Below are 20,901 nucleotides of genomic sequence, written 5' to 3' on the forward strand. Positions count from 1 at the left end.
AGCCGCAACACAGGTTGAAGCATTGAGAAATTCAATGCAGGCTGCTATTGACAACAAGCTGGATGTGACAGTACACGAAGCTGCTGTAAAAGCACTCGGTGCTCAGATTGAAGGTATCGAAACAGGTTTGAGCAATCTTGCCAACGGAGCAGTGAAAGAAAATACCGAAGCGATCAAAAATGCTCAGGATGCTATCGAAACGTTGATTACAGCAGATAAAGACTTGCAGACTCAGCTCGACGCTTTGAAACTTTATGCAGAAGGTGTAAAAGATATAGCTGACGCTAACAAGGAAGATATCGCGGCAGCGCAGGAAGCTATTGAAGCTGCACAGGATGAGATTAAGAAACTTTGGGATGAAATCAACGGTGAAGGCGGTCTGAAAGCTTTGATCGGTGAGAATAAATCTGCCATTGAAGCGCTGAAGAACTCTACAGCTCAGGATATTGCTGACCTCGAAGATAAGATCAACGATGAGCTGGATGCTATCAAATCGGATATCTCAGGTATTCAGGGTGACATCAGAACCATCAACAGCCAGATTATTACTATCAACGCTGACTTGGTGAGCCTGCACACTTTGATGACTTGCCGTCTGACAAGCATCACGTTTGCTCCCGACTATATCGTAGACGGTGTGGAAGCGATCAAGTTCAACTCATTGAAATATGCTCCGATGGGAAGCGGTGAAAATGCTGCTATTCCTACGAATTATAGTATTTCTACAGCTGCTTTGGCAACTGCAAGCTACCACTTCAACCCGGCTAGCTTCAAGTTGGGCAATGCTGACTATAGCTACTTGGATCGTAGCGCTACAGTGATCAACACTCGCGCGGCTGCCAGCCAGTGGGTTCAGATCAGCGGTACTCCGGTTGCTAACGCTGCAACGGGAACAGTGGACTTCAAACTGCTTCGTCTTAACGTCCATTCTACTCAGCCGGCAGAAGATAAAGTAAACATGGTTGCTTTGCAGGCTACTCTGAAGGGTGATGCTGTAGACAAAGACGAGACTAACGTAGTGGTTACTTCTCCGTATGTATCTATCTATGATGACGTACTGGCTGCACCGGACGTTCGCATCTCTGACAAGGCTACTTTAGTTTCAGGTGCTGACGGTGCTCATTATGCAACTACTTTCACTGCTTGTAAGTCAGAAGCTGTTCGCTATACAACTCCTTACGATCAAGTATTCAACCTGAAAGACCTGGTGGCTACTTGCTTCGGTAACGGTAATCACAAAGAATTCCCGATCGAAGACTATAAGTTGTCATATAAGTTCTCTGTAGCTTCTTCTGATTACAACATCACTGAAGGTGAAACTTCAACCAACCAGCAGAAATGGGTGGTATGTAACGACGCTGCGGCAGGTTTGTACCAGGCAGAAGGCTTCAATAAAGAAGCGATCGGTCGTACTCCTATCCTGAAAGTGGAATTGGTAGACGAAGCAGGCAATGTAGTACGTCGCGGATTCGTGAAGATCGAATTTGGTGTGACGAAGCAAGATGACCTCGTAGTAGGTGACAAGGCTTATGACTTGGTAGCTAAATGTACTGAAACAGCTGCTGAATACACTATCACAGAGCAATTCATCCGTGAAAATGTTTACCGCGTTATTACTAACGGTAAGGAAACAAGCATGAGCCACGAAGAATTCTGGAACTTGTATGATGCTTCCGGTGCTGTTGCTGTAGTGAAGAAGAACAACCTGTCACACACTATGACTCTGCCGAGAATCGTTGACGGTGATACTTCAGTAGGTACTGCTACGAAGAAGATCGTATGGTCATTTAATCATGGTGAACTGGGTAAGATCGGTGCCGGTGGTTCTCAATTTGTTGCAACTGTAACAGTGAAGAACAAGCTGACTTCTTCTGAATATCCTGCAAGCATCACATTCAAGTTCACAGTAAACGTGAAGTTGCCTGAACTTACTTTGGATGCTACTGAAAATGATATTTACTGGACGAAAGATGGTGATGAGTACAAGTACTTCAATGTAAATGTGAGTGTACCTAACTCAGTTGCTTCTCCTGCAAGTGATTGTCAGTTCAGAAGAGCATTGACAGAAGCTTACTCTGCTTACACTGTGAAAGGACTTCCGGGTTGCGAATCTGCTCGTTACAAAGTAATCAAGACTTACTCTAACGGTAACTTGACTTCTCCTGTAATGTCTGGTGTTCAGATCGACGGTAACTATATCACCCTGGATAAGAGCAATGCTGCTGTGAAGGCTGCGTTGAACAGCGCAAACGGTCTGCAAGCTGTCGTTGCACACATCTACACGATGAGCAATGGCGACGAAGTGACTGTTAACGAATTTATGGTTGACTTTATCCGTCCTGTTAACTTGAACATGCCGAGCGGTATTGCAGTAATAGACGCTAAGACTGGCGGTGATGTTGCTGACTTCCAATGGAATGGTCTGTTGACTGACTGGAGAAACGAAGCAATTGTAAAAGATAGCTGGTCATGGGTTGAAAATGTTCATTCTTACTGGAAGAGAGTTTGTACTCCTGAATTCGAATATGTTCAAGGTCACGAAGAAATGGTTACACCGGCTCAGTTGGATGTAGAATATGGTACGATTAAGTTTACTACCACTACTGTGACTACTATGTATACAGGTAAGGCTACTTATAGATACTATAACAGATTGGGTGGATCTACTAAGAAGACTTACACAACTGAAGAGTTCTTGACTCAGGCAGAAGTTGACGCTTCTCTTGAAGCACAGAAATTAGCTGGATGGCCGTTGATATATCCATATGTTGAATTAGATGGCGATATTATATATACGGAAGTTTCTAAACCTGCAAGCACTACTATTGAGTACGACTATGTGAAGAGTATCAACTATGTACCGGCAACTTACAAGTGGGTTGAAGGTAACTGGACAATGGTTCCTCACAGACACACTGAAAAGCCTGCATTCGAAGGAACATCTTACGGACAGATCTCAGGATGTTGGGAATGGACGAAGAAAGAGTGGGGCAGACCGGATTGGAATCCTGGACAATACTGGTTCTTCTATGGTCCGTTCGGCGATGTAACACTGGATTTGAACAAAGTAACTACAAGCTTGGAATACAACGGTAACAAGTTGCCTGATGGCGCTACTTTGGTTCAGACTGGTAACACTGTGAAGTATGTGAATGTTAGCTCACCGGTTGGATATACTTATCAGATATTCATTCCTGCTACAGTAAATTACGGCTGGGGAACTACTTCTTCTACATTGACTATTACAGTTAATCCGAATAACTAAGAATCGCAAATGTCAATGAATTCTTAGACATTCAACAACAAAAGGGTGCTCTAATCAGAAAAGGGCACCCTTTTCACCATAACAAGTACATTCTGTGGAATACTCTGTGATAAGACATTAAATATATAAAATTATGAGAATAAGAAATTTACTAGTAGCCATACTTACTGTCAGCAGCACAGTAGCATTCGCTCAGGAACAGCGACAAATCAAGGAAGAGGGCAAGACAGTGTTCAAACCTCATTGGTTTATGCAAGTTCAGGCTGGAGCTGCACATACGGTAGGCGAAGCCGATTTTACAGATCTGATCTCTCCGGCAACAGCCGTTAATGTAGGGTATAAGTTTGCACCCGCATTTGGAGCCCGTTTAGGCGTAAGCGGTTGGCAGGCAAAGGCAGGATGGGTCACTCCTTCTCAAACCTATCAATACAAATATCTGCAAGGCAATCTGGATATCATGGCAGATCTTAGTACTTTATTTTGTGGTTTTAATCCTAAACGTGTATTCAACGCATATATTTTTGGCGGTGCAGGACTGAATCATGCTTTCGACAACGACGAAGCAAACGCACTGGACACAAGATCTCATGAATTAGAGTATTTATGGCAGGACAAACAAAATCTTATAGCCGGACGTATGGGACTGGGATGTGATCTGCGCCTCAATGACCGGTTGGCTATCAATATTGAAGGAAACGCAAATGCACTGTCCGACAAATTCAACTCGAAAAAGGCAGGCAACTGCGACTGGCAATTTAACGTATTAGTGGGCCTGAACATCAAATTAGGAAAAAGCTATAAGAAAACAGCTCCGGTATATTATGAACCGGAACCGATAGTAGAACAACCCAAACCACAACCTGTCGTGAAACAGCCCGAACCGGAACCTGTGGCAGTGGTAGTGGAACCTATGAAACAGAATATATTCTTTGCTCTGAACTCCGCACTTCTCCAGGAAGACCAGCAATCGAAGATCGATGCAATGGTGGCATACATGGAAAAGTATCCGGCAAGCAAAGTTGCCATAACCGGATATGCCGACAAGGAAACCGGTAATCCGAGAATCAATATGACTTTATCCGAAAAACGTGCGAAGATTGTTGCCGATGCCTTGAAAGCCAAAGGAATAGCGGCGGACAGAATCGTTACGGATTTCAAAGGAGATACAGTACAACCTTTCCGGGTGCCTGAAGAAAACCGGGTAAGCGTCTGTATTGCAGAATAATATTTTCCCACTTCTCATGCGGGTATATACCCCATTCCTCTATTCTATTAATAAAAGTATGAGGGACCTGTATGGGAGGTAAAAGAGGAAGCCCGTGCTTGTGAAAGCCCGGACTTCTGCAATGAACCCTTTCTTCACTTGTTAGTGAAGATAACCCCACAGGGAACAGATGGAAAGCAATGCTTGTGAAAGTCTTCTTTCCCGATATCTGTTCCTTACAGAGGATGCCCCTCACATTTTTCCCACGGGCATCCTCTTTTTTTATATATATAGACTGATTTTATTATAAAGTCTGATTGTTTTGTTTATAGAGAACAAAATACGAGTGATTTGGTTCGTTATCAACCGGCATTCCGATTAAAATCGTATATTTGCGTCTGTAATCAGATTGGGTCCATGAACGAAAATGTCCTCACTAAACTAAAGATACTTGCAGAATCGGCCAAGTACGATGTATCCTGTGCATCCAGCGGTACAGTGCGCTCCAACAAACCGGGCATGCTGGGCAATACCGTAGGTGGCTGGGGAATCTGCCACAGCTTTGCCGAAGACGGACGGTGCATCTCCTTGCTCAAAGTTATGCTGACCAATTATTGTATTTACGACTGTGCCTACTGTATCAACCGGCGCAGTAATGATCTGCCTCGCGCCACGTTATCCGTCTCCGAACTAGTAGAGCTGACGATTGAATTCTACCGGCGCAATTATATCGAAGGCTTGTTTCTTAGTTCCGGTGTGGTCCGTAGTCCGGATTATACGATGGAGCGGCTTGTGCGTGTGGCGAAAGATTTGCGTCAGGTGCATCGCTTTAACGGATATATTCATCTGAAAAGCATTCCCGGAGCGAGCCGGGAACTGGTGAATGAAGCCGGGCTGTATGCCGACCGCCTTAGTGTCAACGTAGAAATCCCGAAAGAAGAGAACCTCAAACTGCTGGCTCCCGAAAAAGATCATAAGAGCGTTTTCGCTCCGATGAAGTATATCCAACAAGGTGTGCTGGAAAGTAAGGAAGAACGGCAGAAGTTCCGTCATGCTCCCCGTTTTGCGCCTGCGGGACAGAGCACGCAGATGATTGTAGGGGCTACCTCCGAGTCGGATAAAGATATCCTTTACCTTTCGTCGGCACTCTATGGGCGACCGACGATGAAGCGTGTTTATTATTCCGGATACGTCTCCGTGAATACGTACGATACACGTCTGCCTGCACTGAAACAACCGCCTTTGGTACGTGAGAACCGTCTTTATCAGGCGGACTGGCTGCTACGTTTCTATCAGTTTAAAGTGGATGAAATCGTAGATGACGCATATCCTGATCTAGATCTGGAGATAGACCCGAAGCTCTCATGGGCTTTGCGTCATCCGGAACAGTTTCCTGTCGATATCAATAAGGCGGATTATGAGATGTTGCTTCGTGTGCCGGGCATCGGGGTGAAGTCGGCTAAGTTGATTGTGGCATCCCGTCGTTTTTCCCGTCTGGGCTTTTATGAGTTGAAGAAGATAGGCGTAGTGATGAAAAAAGCGCAGTACTTCATTACGTGCAGGGAACTGCCTTTGCAGATGCAGACGGTGAATGAGCTTTCTCCGCAGCGGGTACGCAGTCTGCTGCTTCCGAAGCCGAAGAAGAAGGTGGACGACCGCCAGTTGGTACTGGATTTTGGGGAATAAATGGAGTTTCAGATGTTGTAAACCGCAAGATAATGAACGTCTATATCTACGATAAAACTTTTGATGGTCTGCTGACTGCTGTCTTCGACGCTTATTTTCGTAAGACCTTTCCCGATTTCCTGTTGTCGGAAGGGGATGCTTTGCCTTTGTTTTATGATGAATTGCATACGGTGGTCACCGATGAAGAGAAAGCCGCCCGTGTGTGGCGTGGCTTGCAGAAGAAAGTCTCTTCTTCCGCGCTTGGCTGCCTCACCCAGTGTTGGTTGTCGGAATTGCCCGATATAGGGATAGTTATCTTCCGTTATATTCGTAAGGCGATCGACGCTCCCCGTTCTATCGAGACTAACTTCGGCGATCCGGATGTGCTTCTGCTTGCCCAGATATGGAAGAAGGTGGATGGCGAACGGATGCATCTGATGCAGTTCGTGCGTTTTCAGAAAGCGGCGGACGGTACTTTCTTTGCTGCCTTCGAACCGCAGTATAATGCCTTACCACTTACTGTCCAACATTTCAAAGATCGTTTTGCCGATCAGAAGTGGATTATCTATGATATGAAGCGGCGTTATGGCTTTTACTATGATTTGCAGGAAGTGACTACGATTTCTTTTGATGACGACAGCCGGGAAGCTCATCTGATTACGGGTATGCTGGACGAGAGCTTGATGGATGAAAATGAGAAGATCTTTCAGAAGCTCTGGAAAACGTATTTCAAGGCTATCTGCATTAAAGAACGCATGAATCCGAGGAAGCATAAAAAGGATATGCCTGTCCGCTACTGGAAGTATCTGACGGAGAAGCAGAAGTAGGCTTATTCTATCCGCTGCACCGTCACATCCGGAAATTTCTGCATCAACGAAAGTAAATGTCCTTCATCATTGTTCCGTTTCGATTTGATGACCATTGTGACTTGATAAGCTTCCATTTCACCCGAATGCTGTGTTTCCATTTCGTAAGAGACAATCATATAATCTTTTGAATTAAATCTGTCCGCTATCTGTTTCAAAGTATCTTTGTTGTTAGTAGAGAAGGAGATCATCGAACTTTTCATGCCTACACTCTTGAAGATGTAACTGAGCAGTTCCAGTCCGATCAGAGTCAGTACAGTAGTGGCTATGCCGATGGTGTACATTCCCGCGCCGACTGCCAGACCGATGCCGGCTGTAGCCCATATGCCGGCGGCTGTGGTCAGTCCACGGACGATTTGTTTCTGTAGGATAATGGTTCCTGCACCGATGAATCCGATGCCGCTGACTACTTGTGCCGCTACACGGCTGGGGTCGAGCGTTACACTGTTTTCTTTGATGATCTCTTGAAATCCGTATTGCGAAACGATCATGATCAGGGCACTTCCCAATGATACGAGGAAGTGAGTGCGGTATCCGGCTTCTTTGGCGCGATATTCACGGTCCAGTCCGATGATGGCTCCCAGTATTCCTGCCACCAGTAATCTTAACATAAAATCAACGTTCAACATCATAGGTTCGGTCTCCTTTCTTTTCTTTGTTTGTTTCTTCTGTTTTTTTCTTTAAAAACGGTTAGTTCTATAAATATACAATTCTTTTCTCTTTTTGTGCTATTAATTTAGTAATATTTGAATGTAGCATCTGCATTTTATCGTATATTCGCAGACAAAACCATGCATTGCGCCAAAGATTGAATAAGAAATGAAGAAAAGGATATTTTACATCATTAGTTTTTTGGTAATATTTTGTATAGAGGTATTCATAGCGTTGTATATACGTGATAGTTTCATACGTCCTTATATGGGAGATGCTTTGGTCGTGGTGCTGGTATATAGTTTCGTACGTATATTTATCCCGACAGGGGTTCCCCGTCTGCCGTTTTACGTTTTCCTGTTCGCTTGTTTTGTCGAAGTACTGCAATATTTTCAGTTAGTGGAAACTTTGGGAATCACCAACCGTGCATTAAGAATCATTCTGGGTTCCACTTTCGATTGGAAAGATATTGTCTGCTATGGAGCAGGATGTATCTTTATCTTTCTGTTTGAGCAAATATTCAGACGACGTTAATTGGAATAACTGATTCTCTTGTTTGGCGATTGCTTATTGTACGCTCTCTTTATTTTCGTTTTCTGAAGTCGGATTCAGATCGTGTCCGCAATACTTGCAGAACTGCGCATTGTCTTCATGCCCTGACCGATGGCAGTTCGGACATTCTTTGTCTCTTCTCCGTTTATATTCCTTCATCATGGAGGCGGACACAATACCGGTAGGTACCGCAATGATAGTGTAACCGATCAGCATGACGCAAGCCGAAAGAAATTTTCCCAGTCCGGTGACAGGAGTTATATCTCCATATCCTACGGTGGTCATTGTGACAATAGCCCAGTAGATACTGTTCGGAATGTTATTGAATTGAGAATTGGGCAAAGTTCCTTCGATCATGTACATTAACGTTCCGATGGAAGTAACCAGAATCACAACAAACAGAAAGAAGACCGCAATCTTTTTACTACTTTCCCGAAGTGCGGTGAGCAGTCGTTCGCCTTCATTCAAAAAATTGAATAGCTTAAAGACACGGAATACCCGTATCAATCGAAATGCACGGATGATAAGCAGATAGCGCGCTCCCGGAAAGATCAAACCGATGTAAAGCGGCAAGGTAGCCAACAGGTCAACAATGCCAAAGAAACTGAATATGTATTTCTTCGGGCGGGGAGAGCAATATATTCGTGTCAGATATTCAAAAGTAAAGAAAGCAGTGAAAAGGTACTCCATTACGACAAATGGGGTAGTCAGATAGGAGGGGAGCCCTTTCAGGCTTTCTATAATGACTAATAATACACTGGCAAGGATACAGCCGATAAGAACCACATCAAACAGTTTTCCCGAAGGAGTGTCTGACTCGAAGATGATGACGTACAGCTTATGTTTCAGCTTTTGGTCATTCATAAAATAATGGATTCTTTCTTTTAGTTTCATGAGAATAATCAGTTAACAGGCCAATATCCCAATAACCTGTATTTTACCTATTACTTATTACCTGCTACTTATTACCTATTACATTAATCTATTACCCAATGCTTGTTATATGCAACCGTCTTCTTTGGATCATAGTACATTCCCTCTTGTGTAGGTATCTGGAGAACGTATGTTTTTCCGGTCCTGTTTTTTAGGCTTTGTTCGCGTAGCCAAGGATTCGCGTCCCGAAGTTGGGCGTATGTGATTCCCTGCTGTTTGGCAAAATCGCTTAAGTTGGCAATGGGGGTAGTGACCGTTATCTCTTTGTAGGGGATAGGCGGGTACAAGTGTTCCTTTTTCAGCAGGAATCCATATCGCTGAGGATTCTTGAATATTTCTTTGACTGCCAGCAGGCGGAACATATAGCGGGAAGTCTCTTCTACCAGCCATAAGTCCATTGCGTGGCTGGCAAGTTGCTGGTCCAGTTGAGAGGAAATTCGTCCTTGTCCTGCATTATAGGCGGCAGATACAGCCATCCAGTCACCGTATTTGGCATAAGCCTGCTTGAAATATTTGCAGGCGGCTACCGTTGCCTTTTCGATGTGATAACGTTCGTCTACGTTCTCATTTACTTCGAGTCCGAATTCGCGTCCGGTAGCAGGCATGAATTGCCATAATCCGGCTGCACCGGCCGGAGAGCGGGCTATGTTGTTGAGATTACTTTCGATGACCATCAGATATTTGAAATCGTCGGGGATACCGTTCGCTTTCAGAATCGGTTCTATAATCGGGAAGTAACGGTTGGCACGCTTGATAAGCAGCATGGTGGTGGAGTGCATATAGGTGAACGCCATCATCTCCCGATCCATCCGTTCTCGGCGGTCGTAACGGCGGAGGTCGATCGTCTCTCCGTCAAAAGTCACCTGCTCGGGGACGGTAGGTGAGGTGACGCAATAAGGCACTTCCGATTTGGCGGAATGCTGTTCGTCTACATGACTGCTACCGATCAGAATAGGCAGGGTAGCTCCGATGCAGAACACTAATATAAAGGTTAGAATGTAATTGATCTTGGTAAATTTCTTCATTTTCTGTTTTCTTTTAGTCATTTGATTGGTTCTTATTCCAATATCTGGCAACCACGGCAGTAATAGATGCTACCGCCAAGATAATTCTCCTTGACAATGGTTTCTCCGCAACGGGGACAGGCTTTGCCTGCCGTGTCTTTAGAGAGGCAAGCTGTATACTTGCCATTTTCTCCAAACAGGTCCGATTCAGTGTTTCGTCCACCCTGCAGGTAGATATCGTTCATGGTCTCCTTTACTTGATAGAACAAATTTTCTTTCTCTTTGTCCGTTAATGCTGCTATTTTTTTCTTTGGATGGATGTGGGCATGATACAGAATGTCCTGTAATACACCGTTTCCCAGTCCCGGAACAGTCTGTTCAGTAGCCAGAAAGGCTTTGGCGGATTTCTTCTGCGCACTTTCATCATTAATCAGTCCGAGGAAATATTTTTTGCTGAAAGCGTCCGACATGACCTGCGGCTTGCTTTTCGCTGTCCGGTAATATTCGGATAGTACGCCGTTGGCGGCGTCCTTGCTGTAACACATGATTCCTCCATACATGCGCACGGAAGCGATAAGGCAGCTTTCGTCTTCAAAGCCGATCAGGAGTTGATGTTTGGCAGGCAGCTTCGTTCCGGGTGCGTAATACCGGAGATTTACTCCGTCCGTAAGTATCAGCATTTTGTCGCCTATTGTCATCTCTACCATGCCTCCTTGTGAACGTGCGTGGTCTATTGTCTTTCCGGTCAGCCATTCGGCATACTCGTCGGGACTTTCGGAAAACCAAGCGAATTTGTGAGGAGTGAACAGGGTGAATACATTTGTGATTCGTTTTCCCTTGACAGTCTTGTTCAGTTGCTCGCATAGATAGAGCGCTTCGGGTGCCTCAATCATGTTCTTTCTTTTTAATGGTTCTATAAATGTTCTCTTGCAAAGATAATGCTTATTAATCAGAATAGCCCTAATTCGGCAGAACAAAATACATCCGTTTACCGGAGTGTCACTTTCTTCTGAGATGTTGAGAGACGTTATCCGGCATGCTAATACTGCGCCTTGCTTTTACACACTTGTGCCAACAGCTTGTCACAGTTGTGCCAAAGGCTTGGCACGGCTGTGCCACCGCATTGGCACAACTGTGCCACAGTGTTGGCACAAGCATACCTCCGTAGGGGGCAGAGTTTATCAATATATATAACAACTGCAATGAAATAGTTTATTTTACTTTTTTCAAAGAACCTTTTCTGCTTTTGATACGTTTCTCTAGTATAGTTAAAAAAACGAAGAATCAAGATGAATATAGCAATGACCGGAGCCACCGGATATATAGGCAAACATCTTTCTAACTATCTGACCGAAAAGGGTGGACATCGGATCATTCCTTTGGGAAGAGCGATGTTTCGGGAAGGTATGTCCGGACTTTTGGTTCAGACGCTGACGCATTGCGATGTCATTATAAATCTGGCAGGCGCTCCTATCAATCAGCGCTGGACGCCAGAACATAAACAAGAGCTTTTCAATAGCCGGATAACGGTAACACACCGCATTATCCGTGCCTTGAATGCAGTCAAAACCAAACCGAAACTCATGATTTCGGCCTCTGCTGTAGGATATTACCCCTCTTTGGTGGAATCGGACGAGTATACACAGACTCGTGGCGATGGTTTTCTGTCCGATCTTTGTTATGCGTGGGAGAAGGAAGCGAAGCGTTGTCCGCAACCGACCAGGCTTGTCATTACCCGTTTCGGTGTAGTGCTTTCTCCCGATGGGGGAGCGATGCAACAGATGCTTCGCCCGTTACGCGCAACAAAGGTTGCCGCCGTCATAGGGCCGGGTACGCAACCTTTTCCGTGGATAGATATTCGTGACCTTTGTCGTGCCATGGCCTTCTTTATTGAAAATGAAGAGTTGAGAGGTGTTTTCAATTTGGTTGCTCCTCAAGCAGTTTCACAGTCCACGTTTACACGTGCGATGGGAAAGGCGTATCATGCGTGGACAACTTTGATTGTTCCGCAAACGGTCTTTCGTTTGCTCTACGGTGAAGCCGCCTCTTTTCTGACAGCCGGACAGAGTGTGCGTCCTACACGTTTGCTGGAAGCCGGATTCCATTTTTCCGTTCCTACCATAGAGAAGTTGTTTGAGGAGACAGATCACAGTACGGTAGATCGGCTTGATCTGAAACGCTATATGGGGCTTTGGTACGAGATAGCCCGTTATGATCATCGTTTCGAACGTGGGCTTATGGAAGTGACCGCTACTTATACCCTCCGTTCCGATGGAACAATTCGTGTTGAGAATCGGGGATATAAACGCAATTCCCCTTACGATATTTGTAAAACAGCCACTGGACACGCCAAGATTCCCGACCCTGCACAGCCCGGTAAACTGAAAGTCTCTTTTTTCTTGAATTTCTATTCCGATTATTATGTGATGGAATTGGATCAGGAGAATTACAATTATGCTCTTATAGGCAGCAGTACCGATAAATATCTCTGGATATTGAGTCGGACGCCCCAACTGCCGGAAGATATAAAAAAGAAATTAGTAACTGCCGCCGAACGTCGTGGCTATGATACGAATCGGCTACAATGGATTGAACAACTTTAAAATAAACATTATGGATTACAAAATTACTCATCAGCCCGAACAGAAACTGTTCAAGACGGAAGTCGACGGTCGTACCGCATTTGTAGAATATCGCCTGTTAGGTGATTATCTTGATATTATTCACACGATTGTCCCTAAACCGATAGAAGGACGCGGAATTGCTGCCGCACTGGTGAAAGCTGCTTACGACTTTGCACTCGCCAACGGGATGAAACCGAAAGCTACCTGCTCCTATGCAGTGAGGTGGCTTGAACGCCATCCGGAAATGAATGCGGATAGTTGAATAAATAGGGGCTGACCTAAAAGCACGAAAAGTCATTTTCTCTTTGCTGTAATGGATATTTGTGACAAAGATACGTTTGGAAGAAGAATTTTCGGGTCAGTCCCTTTTTAGCCTATTGTTTCCATCTCTTTAGTTGAGGGAAGAACTCTTTCATCGTTGCCCGCGCCTCTTCTATAGTGTACTTTACTTCCGAATCCTTATTAAACTCCTCAAGGTAGTTCAGGTTGAGCTCAATCATTTCATCCATTGTGCATTCTTTGGTAAAATGCCCGTCTGCATAGCAATACTGGCAATACTCTTCATTCTTGCTGCCGTCTGCTTCTGTTCCGAATGTCGTTTCATCAATTGGCATAGCACAACACTGACAAATTTTCTGTTCCATTTTTTATTGATTTTAAGTGAGTAAAAGCATGATAAATAATTCTCTTTTATCTGTTTACAAATATAGTTACTTTCAATAAGTTCTCAGTTATCCGATCTTGCTATTTTGTTTTCACCGGCAAACGTTTCCATATCCATCGGGGAATCATTCGCCAGAAGAATACGAGAATACGATAACGTCCGTCAATGATAGCTACCCGCTGTTTCCGATGAAGTGCGCGTACAATGTCGCGGCCTACCTGGTCGGTTTTCATCAGCATAGGATAATGCTTTCCGTCATTCAGCAAGTCAGTGGCTACAAATCCCGGACGAATATCGGTAAAGTGAATGTTTAACTTTTGCAGGTGGGCGAGTTGTTCAAGAGCATCGATGTATGTATTCTGAAAGCGCTTCGTTGCAGAATAGGCAGGGGCAACTCCCAGACCTTTAGTTCCGGCAATCGAACTGATGACAGCCAGGTGTCCGCCTCCATTGTTCTTAAAATAGGAAAAAGCGGTATCCACCATTCGTGTGAAGCCTTCGACATTGGTACGTGCGGTATTCAGCTCGATTTCCATCTTCAAATCCATATTTTGGAAACCGATGCCGGAACTGAGCAGAAATAAATCCATACCACCCAATTGATGGATAAGCGCATCCAGCTTTCCGGCACTGTCTTCCTGAGTGACGTCCAGTGATTGAATTTTTATCTGTTCCGGTGCGATTTGCCGGAAATCTTCGAGAGCTGACTGGCGTCTGCCCGCTATGCCGATCTGCCATCCTTCGGACAGGAGGCGTTGGGCAACTTCCTTTCCGATACCGGAGGTGGCGCCTATGATAATGGCTCGTTTCATCTTTTTGGAACAAAGATAGTCAAATCTTTCTATTTTGAAAGGGGAACTTTCCATTTTGAAAGCCATCCTTTTCGTTTTGACAGGAAACCTTTTCATTTTGGTAGGGTAGGAGTCTTCTCGTTTTTCAAAGCAGAAATAGTATGTTGCTGATAAATAGTAGCTTAAAAAGAATACGGCTGTTTTGGCATACTATTAGCTATGGGATTCGTGCAGAGTAATTCATGAGTTATGGAAGAGTATATATCAGACAATAGTGTGTATGCGCGTGCTAAAAGCAACAGCATGATCAATCCGAAAATGATAGGACGGGTGCTTGGGACGTTGCTTTTTATTGAGTTGGGAATGTTCCTTTTGTGTGCCGGTATTTCGTTGGGGTACGGAGAGGATGATTATAAGTATTTTCTTTATACGTGTGTGATTAATGCCGTAGCAGGAGGATTATTATTGCTTTACGGACGGGGAGCGGAGAATAAAATGAGCCGCCGGGACGGATATTGTGTCGTCACTCTTTCATGGATATTCTTTACCGTTTTCGGGATGCTTCCTTTTTATTTCAGCGGGAGCATTGATACCATCACCAATGCTTTCTTCGAAACGATGTCCGGATTCACTACCACAGGAGCTACGATACTCGATGATATCGAGTCCCTTTCACATGGGATGCTGTTTTGGCGAAGCCTGACGCAGTGGATTGGTGGACTGGGGATTGTCTTTTTTACGATTGCTATTCTCCCGATCTTTACCACAGGCGGCGTACAGCTCTTTTCTGCCGAGACTACCGGAGTGACTCATGACCGCACGCATCCCAAAATCAATGTAATGGCGAAATGGCTGTGGACTGTTTATCTGATATTGACCGTTTCGGAGACGATCCTGCTGATGTTTGGCGGAATGGATTTATTTGATGCCATTTGTCAATCATTTGCTACTACGGCGACAGGAGGATATTCTACCAAACAAAACAGTATTTCTTACTGGAATTCTCCGTATATCGAGTATGTTGTCGCTATCTTTATGATTATCTCCAGTATTAACTTTTCCTTATTCCTGATGTGTCTGAAAGGAAAAGTCGGCCGCTTGTTTAAAGATGAAGAAACGCATTGGTTTCTGGGCTCTGTCGGGATATTGACATTGCTTATCACTTTGGCACTCGTATTTCAGAACAACTATGGATGGGAGCTGGCTTTTCGTAAATCATTGTTTCAGGTAGCTACGGTGCATACATCCTGCGGCTTTGCGACGGATGACTATAATTTGTGGCCTCCTTTCACGTGGCTGTTGCTGTTTATAGCGATGCTTTCGGGAGGTTGTACGGGATCTACCAGCGGAGGTATCAAGAATATGCGGTTACTGATTGTGGCGCGGACCATCCGGAATGAATTCAAACACCTGCTTCATCCGAATGCAGTGCTTCCGGTACGGGTTAACAAACAAACCGTATCTTCTTCCATCGTAACGACTGTATTACTGTTCTTTGCTTTTTATCTGGTGATTATTCTGATCGGCTGGACGATTCTTTTATTTTTAGGAGTCGGTTTCTCCGAATCGGTCAGTACGGTAATCTCCAGTATCGGTAACGTGGGACCGGGATTGGGTAGTTGCGGTCCCGCATACTCGTGGAATTCTTTGCCGGACTTGGCAAAATGGGTTCTTTCTTTTCTGATGTTGATAGGCAGACTGGAACTTTTCAGCGTTCTGTTACTCTTTTATCCGGGATTCTGGAAAAACCGTTAAGACTATTTTGCCGGTATAGCTTTGCCGCTCAGGAGAATAAATGGCGTATCGCCTCTAAAGGGGCATAGAATAACATTCTGGGACCGGAGAACCGCATAACCTCTCGCATCCGTTTGCGCATGGCAGGCTTATAACAATGTACGGGACACTTCTTGCACGAGCTTTTTTTCTCTCCGAACGGACAATGGTCAAGACGGGCATGTGCGTAGCGGAGCAACTCTTCGCACTTCGGACAAAGGGTTGCATTCTTCTCTTTTTTCCGGCAATAGAGACGGATCATGATCTCTACTGTTCTCTTTTCCTGAGTGATACGCGGTTTTTTATCTGTTTCCATTTGTTTTCTTTTCGCTTTGGAGGCTGGCTTCACTTCGGCAAAGATAATAAACTGATCGTATATTCTGCAAAGAACTTCCGCTGGAATGATTGCCGTTGCTGGAAACTATGCGTATCTTTGCGGCATGAGAAAGTTATTATGTCCGCAATGCAAGATTGCTGCCCTATATGTGGTGAATGACCGTAAAGAGCGTCTTTTGGTCTATGTACTCGAAAATGGAGAAGTTGTGCCTAAAGATCCGGCAGCTTCCACCGATGGATTTGATTTGACGGAAGTTTATTGTCTGGGTTGTTCCTGGCATGGTTCGCCGAAAAGGCTGGTGAAGAGATAGACAGTTTCCGGCACTTCGTCTTTTTTTGATTTATGTCAATAAAAAGAGGGTGCGGGATTAGAATCTTTCAACCGGATTTTTCTGTATCTTTGCAGCCAATTTTTAGGACATAGACGTATGGCAACTTCTAAAGAGATGACGGCAGGGCCGGCATTACCTCTGATTTTTAATTTCACTCTGCCGCTTTTGTTCGGCAATCTGTTGCAGCAAACGTATTCGCTTGTTGATGCTGCAATTGTAGGAAAGTTTTTGGGTATTAATGCGTTAGCCTCTGTCGGGGCTAGTACATCCGTTGTGTTTCTTATTCTGGGTTTCTGCAACGGATGTTGTGGAGGATTCGGTATCCCCGTGGCACAGAAGTTTGGGGCGAGGGATTATAGTACGATGCGCAGTTACGTTTCCGTCAGTCTGCAACTTGCTGTTGTGATGTCTGTGGTCATAGCCATCTTTACCAGTATTTATTGTGCGGATATCCTAAAGATGATGCGTACACCGGAGAATATCTTTGAAGGAGCGTATGCTTATCTGCTTGTTACTTTCATCGGGATACCTTGTACTTTCTTTTATAATCTGTTGTCGAGCATTATCCGTGCTTTGGGAGATAGTAAGACACCTTTCTATTTCTTGGTACTGGCTACGGTGCTCAATATTATTCTCGATTTATTCTGTATTCTGGTACTGGGCTGGGGAGTGATGGGAGCTGCCATTGCTACTGTCTTTTCGCAGGGAGTTTCCGCTTTTCTTTGTTACGTTTATATGTATCGGAAGTTTGACATTCTGCGGGGCACGCCGAAAGAACGGAAGTATCAGTCGAAGCTGGCGAAGACGTTGCTTTCCATTGGTGTTCCTATGGGATTGCAGTTCTCCATTACGGCCATTGGCAGTATCATGCTTCAGAGTGCGAATAATGCGTTGGGTACGGCGTGTGTGGCAGCTTTTACTTCTGCGATGCGTATCAAAATGTTTTTTCTTTGTCCGTTGGAGAGTCTGGGTATGGCTATGGCTACCTTTAGCGGTCAGAATTACGGTGCCGGAAAGCCTGAACGTATTTGGTCGGGGATTAAAGCCAGCACGCTGATGATGGTTATCTATACAGCCGTCACTTTCTTGATTCTGATGCTGGGAGCCAAATCTTTTGCCTTGATTTTTGTTGATCCGTCGGAAATTGAGATTTTGGAGAAAACAGAACTTTTCCTGCATATATCAGTCTCTTTCTTCCCGATGCTTGGGTTACTTTGTATCCTGCGCTATACCATTCAAGGGGTGGGATATACTAATCTCGCCATGTTTTCGGGAGTGTCGGAGATGATTGCACGCATTCTCGTCAGTATTTATGCCGTGCCGGCTTTCGGCTTTATCGCTGTTTGTTACGGTGATCCGATGGCATGGATAGCGGCTGATTTGTTTTTGATTCCTGCATTTATTTATGTTTATCGCAGGTTGAAACGTCAGGTGCTGACAAGTGTCGTTGTATAATTGAAGTGTGTGTCAAAAGTCAATATACCCGTAGGGGAGTTTAGTTACTTTTGACACATACTTTATCATATTTTAGTCTTGTATCGGATACAGCGGGTTACCGCTTTCATCTACATCCGTCCAGTCTTTTACGCTCACGTTACCGAATGATACGGAGTTTTCGTTGATTACTGCACGGAAAAGATATGAATTTCCGGCAGCCAGAATATTGTCTGGCGGGGTAATGGTCGTATTGTAAGTACGTGAGAAACTTTCTCCGTTGACCATCAGTTCCATCGTTAAAGCCATCGGGTCGGAACTTTTCAGCGGAAGCATGATATATTGAACCGTGAAATCATTGATTCCCATGTCGGCAGGCTTATCGTAACTGACTTCTGAAGAAATGATCCCTGTTGACAGATCCATGAAAGCTCCCGGTTTCGTGGGAGTAATAGTGGCGGAGAGTACTTTGTTGAGTGTAATATTCTCACCTCCCGTTATGGTTATCACGACCTGAGTGGCTACGTGCTGGTAAGTGATGGGAATGTTGACTTGTGAACTGGTCACATCCTGATGCAGGGCATGCCACCACAGATAATCCACCCCATTGGATAATGCTTCGGACTTGCCGTTGGTAAAGGTAGGAGCGGGGTTGCTGGAATTACAGGAAACCGCATAAAAACTATAGATATCATTACTGAGATACATTTTATAACTTTGTATTCCCGTCAACACTCCGGGAGAAGAAGTGATATAGTTGCCTTCACCGACAGGCTCTCCCTCTATCGTATTGGTGGTATTGGAAGGGTAGGCACATAACCAACTCTGCAATCCTTTTCCCATCGGAGACATGGCACGCGTTATATTTCTTCCTTCTACGGAAGCACTGAAAGTAATGAGTGCATCTTTTTTGTCAGGATTGTCATTGTTTCCCTCTTCTCCGCCACTATTTTCTTCTCCGTTCGGATAGGCAACATCCATATAAATGTTGTTTTTGGAGCAGGCTCCTAACAGCAGCACCGCCAGTGCGGATACTGCCAGATACTTTGTAATTCGAAACTTAAAATTCATAGTCAGGTTCTTTTTGAAAGTTAGTAATTACCCCTATATACATTTCAAAAAGAATTTAGTTCATATCGGAAGAAACTATTTTTAGAACTCCGCTTCCTTCTGTATGCAGATGATATCGCCGTAAACGGGATGGCGGAACTCAATATATTCAGCATGGAGATAGAGCCTGTCCGCCTTTTTTCCATAGAGTTCATCGCCCAGAATGGGGCAGTTTAATCCTTGATGATGGGCGGCATGTACCCGTAGTTGGTGGGTACGCCCTGTCAATGGATAAAAAGCGATGCGTATGTACTTATCGGAATAGTTCAGAACCCGGTATTCGGTAACTGCCGGCTTGCCGTATTCTTCACTGACCATTTGCCGGGGGCGGTCGAGCGGATTGAGGCAAAGAGGAAGATTGATGGTTCCTGTTTCTTCGAGTTGCTGGTTCAATCCATTTCTATCCAGCAAGGCTACATAACGCTTCTTAATACTGCGATTGATGAACTGTTCCTGCAAGTGTTGATGAACCTCCTTAGTTTTGGCGACAAGTAACAACCCCGAAGTAGCCATATCCAGCCGGTGTACAATCATGGGACCGGTAGCTTCCGGATATTTAGCTTTTACACGATGGTAAACGGAATCTGTCTCCTCTTCCTTTCCGGGGACGGACAACATACCGGATGGCTTATTGACTACCACCAGCCATTCGTCCTCAAAAACGATTTCTAATTCTTTCTTCCTGTGTGCTTGGGGCGAAAGTGGATTCCCGTCTACTTCCAGTCCTTGCAGCATGTGTTGCAGAATCGGTTCGCATTTTCCTTTACACGAAGGGTAATAATAACCGTGATGCCGTACCTCTGTTTTCGGAGAGTTTCCCCACCAGAACTCGGCCATAGCCAATGGCTTCAGTTGGTGAAGGTAGGCATATTGCAGCAATTTGGGCAAGGCACATTCGCCTGCTCCGGCAGGGGGGATTTTGTGTACGGTTTGCTCAAAGATAGTACATAAGTCTTTTATTTCTCCTTTCGCATTCAGCATACGGAACTGTTCGAATAACTTTTGCTGTAAGGCTGCCGAACGTTGCTTTCGTTCGTTTTTTAGTTTTTCTATTTCCGTCTCAAAGGTGATAACCTCTTCTTCCAGCGTTTTGATTCGTTCTTTCCATCCCCGTTCCAATCGCTTGAATTCCGCTTTCTGATATTGGCTTTCACGAACAAGTGCGTCCTGTTCTTCTTTAGACAGGGCAGGGGATGACTTGCGGCGAAGTTCCCTTTCTTTCTTTGCTGTCTTTAGTTCCTCTTTGGCTTGAATAAGAGCCAGCCTTGTTTGTTCCGTTTCCCTGTCCAGTTTTTCTTTTAAGTGCAGATAATGAGGATTAACTTCCAATGCACTGATACGGACATTGATAGCTGAAATTTGTTCTTCTTCTATTTTAAAGAATCCCTGTGGTTGCAGCAAATCGTAAACAGGTGGGACGAAATACGGATGCAGATTCTTTCCTGCCAGATTGCCGGAAAAAGCAGCAAGATAACCGATAGAGGAAGATCCTTCTTCCTGGGTTTGTACGATCAGTACTCCGAACATTTTTCCGAGAGTCAGTTCCTCTAGCCACTCCTTCTTTGTCGAAATATAGGCTTTGACTTCTTCGGCCGCTAATACACATAGCGGATGAGGAGTATAGTTGAAAGGGTATGTAAACCTTTCCGGTAGTGCAATATGGGAAACCGGTTGGTCGAAAAAATGTATCATTGATT

The 20,901-nt window shown here is 44.7% G+C and carries 19 protein-coding genes; 10 read left to right on the top strand and 9 right to left on the bottom strand.

All coding sequences use genetic code 11. The features are described from left to right. Positions 1–22: 22 nt before the first annotated feature. The 4 genes from HMPREF9007_RS20985 to HMPREF9007_RS20970 all read left to right on the top strand — a co-directional run bounded on the left by HMPREF9007_RS20985 (position 23) and on the right by HMPREF9007_RS20970 (position 6,961). Positions 23–3,265 (top strand): cell surface protein, encoded by a 3,243-nt coding sequence (locus HMPREF9007_RS20985; protein ID WP_277754613.1) that lies wholly within the window; start codon positions 23–25, stop codon positions 3,263–3,265. Between the two features lie 133 nt (positions 3,266–3,398). Next, positions 3,399–4,490, top strand: coding sequence for an OmpA family protein (locus HMPREF9007_RS20980; protein ID WP_008760137.1), 1,092 nt, complete (start codon positions 3,399–3,401; stop codon positions 4,488–4,490). Between the two features lie 396 nt (positions 4,491–4,886). After that, positions 4,887–6,155 carry a putative DNA modification/repair radical SAM protein gene (locus HMPREF9007_RS20975; protein ID WP_008760138.1) on the top strand — a complete coding sequence of 423 codons (1,269 nt, stop codon included), beginning with the start codon at positions 4,887–4,889 and terminating at the stop codon, positions 6,153–6,155. A 32-nt stretch (positions 6,156–6,187) separates the two neighbouring features. Beyond that, the gene (locus HMPREF9007_RS20970; RefSeq protein WP_008760139.1) at positions 6,188–6,961 is read left to right on the top strand and encodes a TIGR03915 family putative DNA repair protein; all 774 of its coding nucleotides are present in this window, start codon (positions 6,188–6,190) and stop codon (positions 6,959–6,961) included. A 2-nt stretch (positions 6,962–6,963) separates the two neighbouring features. Here HMPREF9007_RS20970 and HMPREF9007_RS20965 read toward each other — a convergent pair whose 3' ends face one another. Beyond that, positions 6,964–7,632: an MgtC/SapB family protein gene (locus HMPREF9007_RS20965; protein ID WP_008760140.1), complete on the bottom strand. Its 669-nt coding sequence runs from the start codon at positions 7,630–7,632 to the stop codon at positions 6,964–6,966. 187 nt (positions 7,633–7,819) lie between these two features. Here HMPREF9007_RS20965 and HMPREF9007_RS20960 point away from each other — a divergent pair, with 187 nt between their 5' ends. Next, positions 7,820–8,185 carry a DUF2809 domain-containing protein gene (locus HMPREF9007_RS20960; RefSeq protein ID WP_008760141.1) on the top strand — a complete coding sequence of 122 codons (366 nt, stop codon included), beginning with the start codon at positions 7,820–7,822 and terminating at the stop codon, positions 8,183–8,185. 33 nt (positions 8,186–8,218) lie between these two features. Here the strand turns inward: HMPREF9007_RS20960 and HMPREF9007_RS20955 are convergent, their stop codons facing one another. The 3 genes from HMPREF9007_RS20955 to HMPREF9007_RS20945 form a co-directional block, all read right to left on the bottom strand. Next, on the bottom strand, positions 8,219–9,097 hold the full coding sequence (locus HMPREF9007_RS20955) for an ion transporter (RefSeq protein ID WP_008760142.1): 879 nt from the start codon (positions 9,095–9,097) through the stop codon (positions 8,219–8,221). An 83-nt stretch (positions 9,098–9,180) separates the two neighbouring features. After that, complete coding sequence (locus HMPREF9007_RS20950; RefSeq protein WP_008760143.1) at positions 9,181–10,161, bottom strand: lytic transglycosylase domain-containing protein; 981 nt, start codon at positions 10,159–10,161, stop codon at positions 9,181–9,183. A 32-nt stretch (positions 10,162–10,193) separates the two neighbouring features. Next, a complete protein-coding gene (locus tag HMPREF9007_RS20945; RefSeq protein WP_008760144.1) occupies positions 10,194–11,033 on the bottom strand; it encodes a DNA-formamidopyrimidine glycosylase family protein in 840 nt (279 codons plus the stop codon). 396 nt (positions 11,034–11,429) lie between these two features. On the opposite strand from HMPREF9007_RS20945, the gene HMPREF9007_RS20940 reads away from it, so the two are divergent. Beyond that, positions 11,430–12,743: a TIGR01777 family oxidoreductase gene (locus tag HMPREF9007_RS20940; protein WP_008760145.1), complete on the top strand. Its 1,314-nt coding sequence runs from the start codon at positions 11,430–11,432 to the stop codon at positions 12,741–12,743. Between the two features lie 10 nt (positions 12,744–12,753). Continuing rightward, the gene (locus tag HMPREF9007_RS20935) at positions 12,754–13,026 is read left to right on the top strand and encodes a GNAT family N-acetyltransferase (RefSeq protein ID WP_008764645.1); all 273 of its coding nucleotides are present in this window, start codon (positions 12,754–12,756) and stop codon (positions 13,024–13,026) included. A gap of 112 nt (positions 13,027–13,138) precedes the next feature. Here the strand turns inward: HMPREF9007_RS20935 and HMPREF9007_RS20930 are convergent, their stop codons facing one another. Together HMPREF9007_RS20930 and HMPREF9007_RS20925 are read right to left on the bottom strand one after the other, a co-directional pair. Beyond that, complete coding sequence (locus HMPREF9007_RS20930) at positions 13,139–13,408, bottom strand: zinc ribbon domain-containing protein (protein WP_008760147.1); 270 nt, start codon at positions 13,406–13,408, stop codon at positions 13,139–13,141. Positions 13,409–13,508: 100 nt separating this feature from the next. After that, positions 13,509–14,240 (bottom strand): SDR family NAD(P)-dependent oxidoreductase, encoded by a 732-nt coding sequence (locus HMPREF9007_RS20925; RefSeq protein WP_008760148.1) that lies wholly within the window; start codon positions 14,238–14,240, stop codon positions 13,509–13,511. Between the two features lie 228 nt (positions 14,241–14,468). On the opposite strand from HMPREF9007_RS20925, the gene HMPREF9007_RS20920 reads away from it, so the two are divergent. Next, entirely contained in the window at positions 14,469–15,974 is a 1,506-nt protein-coding gene (locus HMPREF9007_RS20920) for a TrkH family potassium uptake protein (protein WP_008760149.1), read from the top strand. Positions 15,975–16,002: 28 nt separating this feature from the next. On the opposite strand, the gene HMPREF9007_RS20915 is transcribed toward HMPREF9007_RS20920, so the two are convergent. Then, positions 16,003–16,308, bottom strand: a complete 306-nt coding sequence (locus tag HMPREF9007_RS20915) for a nitrous oxide-stimulated promoter family protein (protein WP_008760150.1) — start codon at positions 16,306–16,308, stop codon at positions 16,003–16,005. Positions 16,309–16,393: 85 nt separating this feature from the next. On the opposite strand from HMPREF9007_RS20915, the gene HMPREF9007_RS20910 reads away from it, so the two are divergent. Continuing rightward, positions 16,394–16,639 carry a hypothetical protein gene (locus HMPREF9007_RS20910; protein WP_008760151.1) on the top strand — a complete coding sequence of 82 codons (246 nt, stop codon included), beginning with the start codon at positions 16,394–16,396 and terminating at the stop codon, positions 16,637–16,639. A 117-nt stretch (positions 16,640–16,756) separates the two neighbouring features. Next, on the top strand, positions 16,757–18,115 hold the full coding sequence (locus HMPREF9007_RS20905; RefSeq protein WP_008760152.1) for an MATE family efflux transporter: 1,359 nt from the start codon (positions 16,757–16,759) through the stop codon (positions 18,113–18,115). A gap of 72 nt (positions 18,116–18,187) precedes the next feature. Here HMPREF9007_RS20905 and HMPREF9007_RS20900 read toward each other — a convergent pair whose 3' ends face one another. Together HMPREF9007_RS20900 and HMPREF9007_RS20895 are read right to left on the bottom strand one after the other, a co-directional pair. Beyond that, positions 18,188–19,165 (bottom strand): fimbrillin family protein, encoded by a 978-nt coding sequence (locus HMPREF9007_RS20900; protein ID WP_008760153.1) that lies wholly within the window; start codon positions 19,163–19,165, stop codon positions 18,188–18,190. Positions 19,166–19,246: 81 nt separating this feature from the next. Next, entirely contained in the window at positions 19,247–20,896 is a 1,650-nt protein-coding gene (locus tag HMPREF9007_RS20895; RefSeq protein WP_008760154.1) for an RluA family pseudouridine synthase, read from the bottom strand. Between the last annotated feature and the right edge of the window lie 5 nt (positions 20,897–20,901).

Source organism: Bacteroides sp. 1_1_14, from assembly GCF_000162515.1.
GTDB lineage: Bacteria > Bacteroidota > Bacteroidia > Bacteroidales > Bacteroidaceae > Bacteroides > Bacteroides thetaiotaomicron.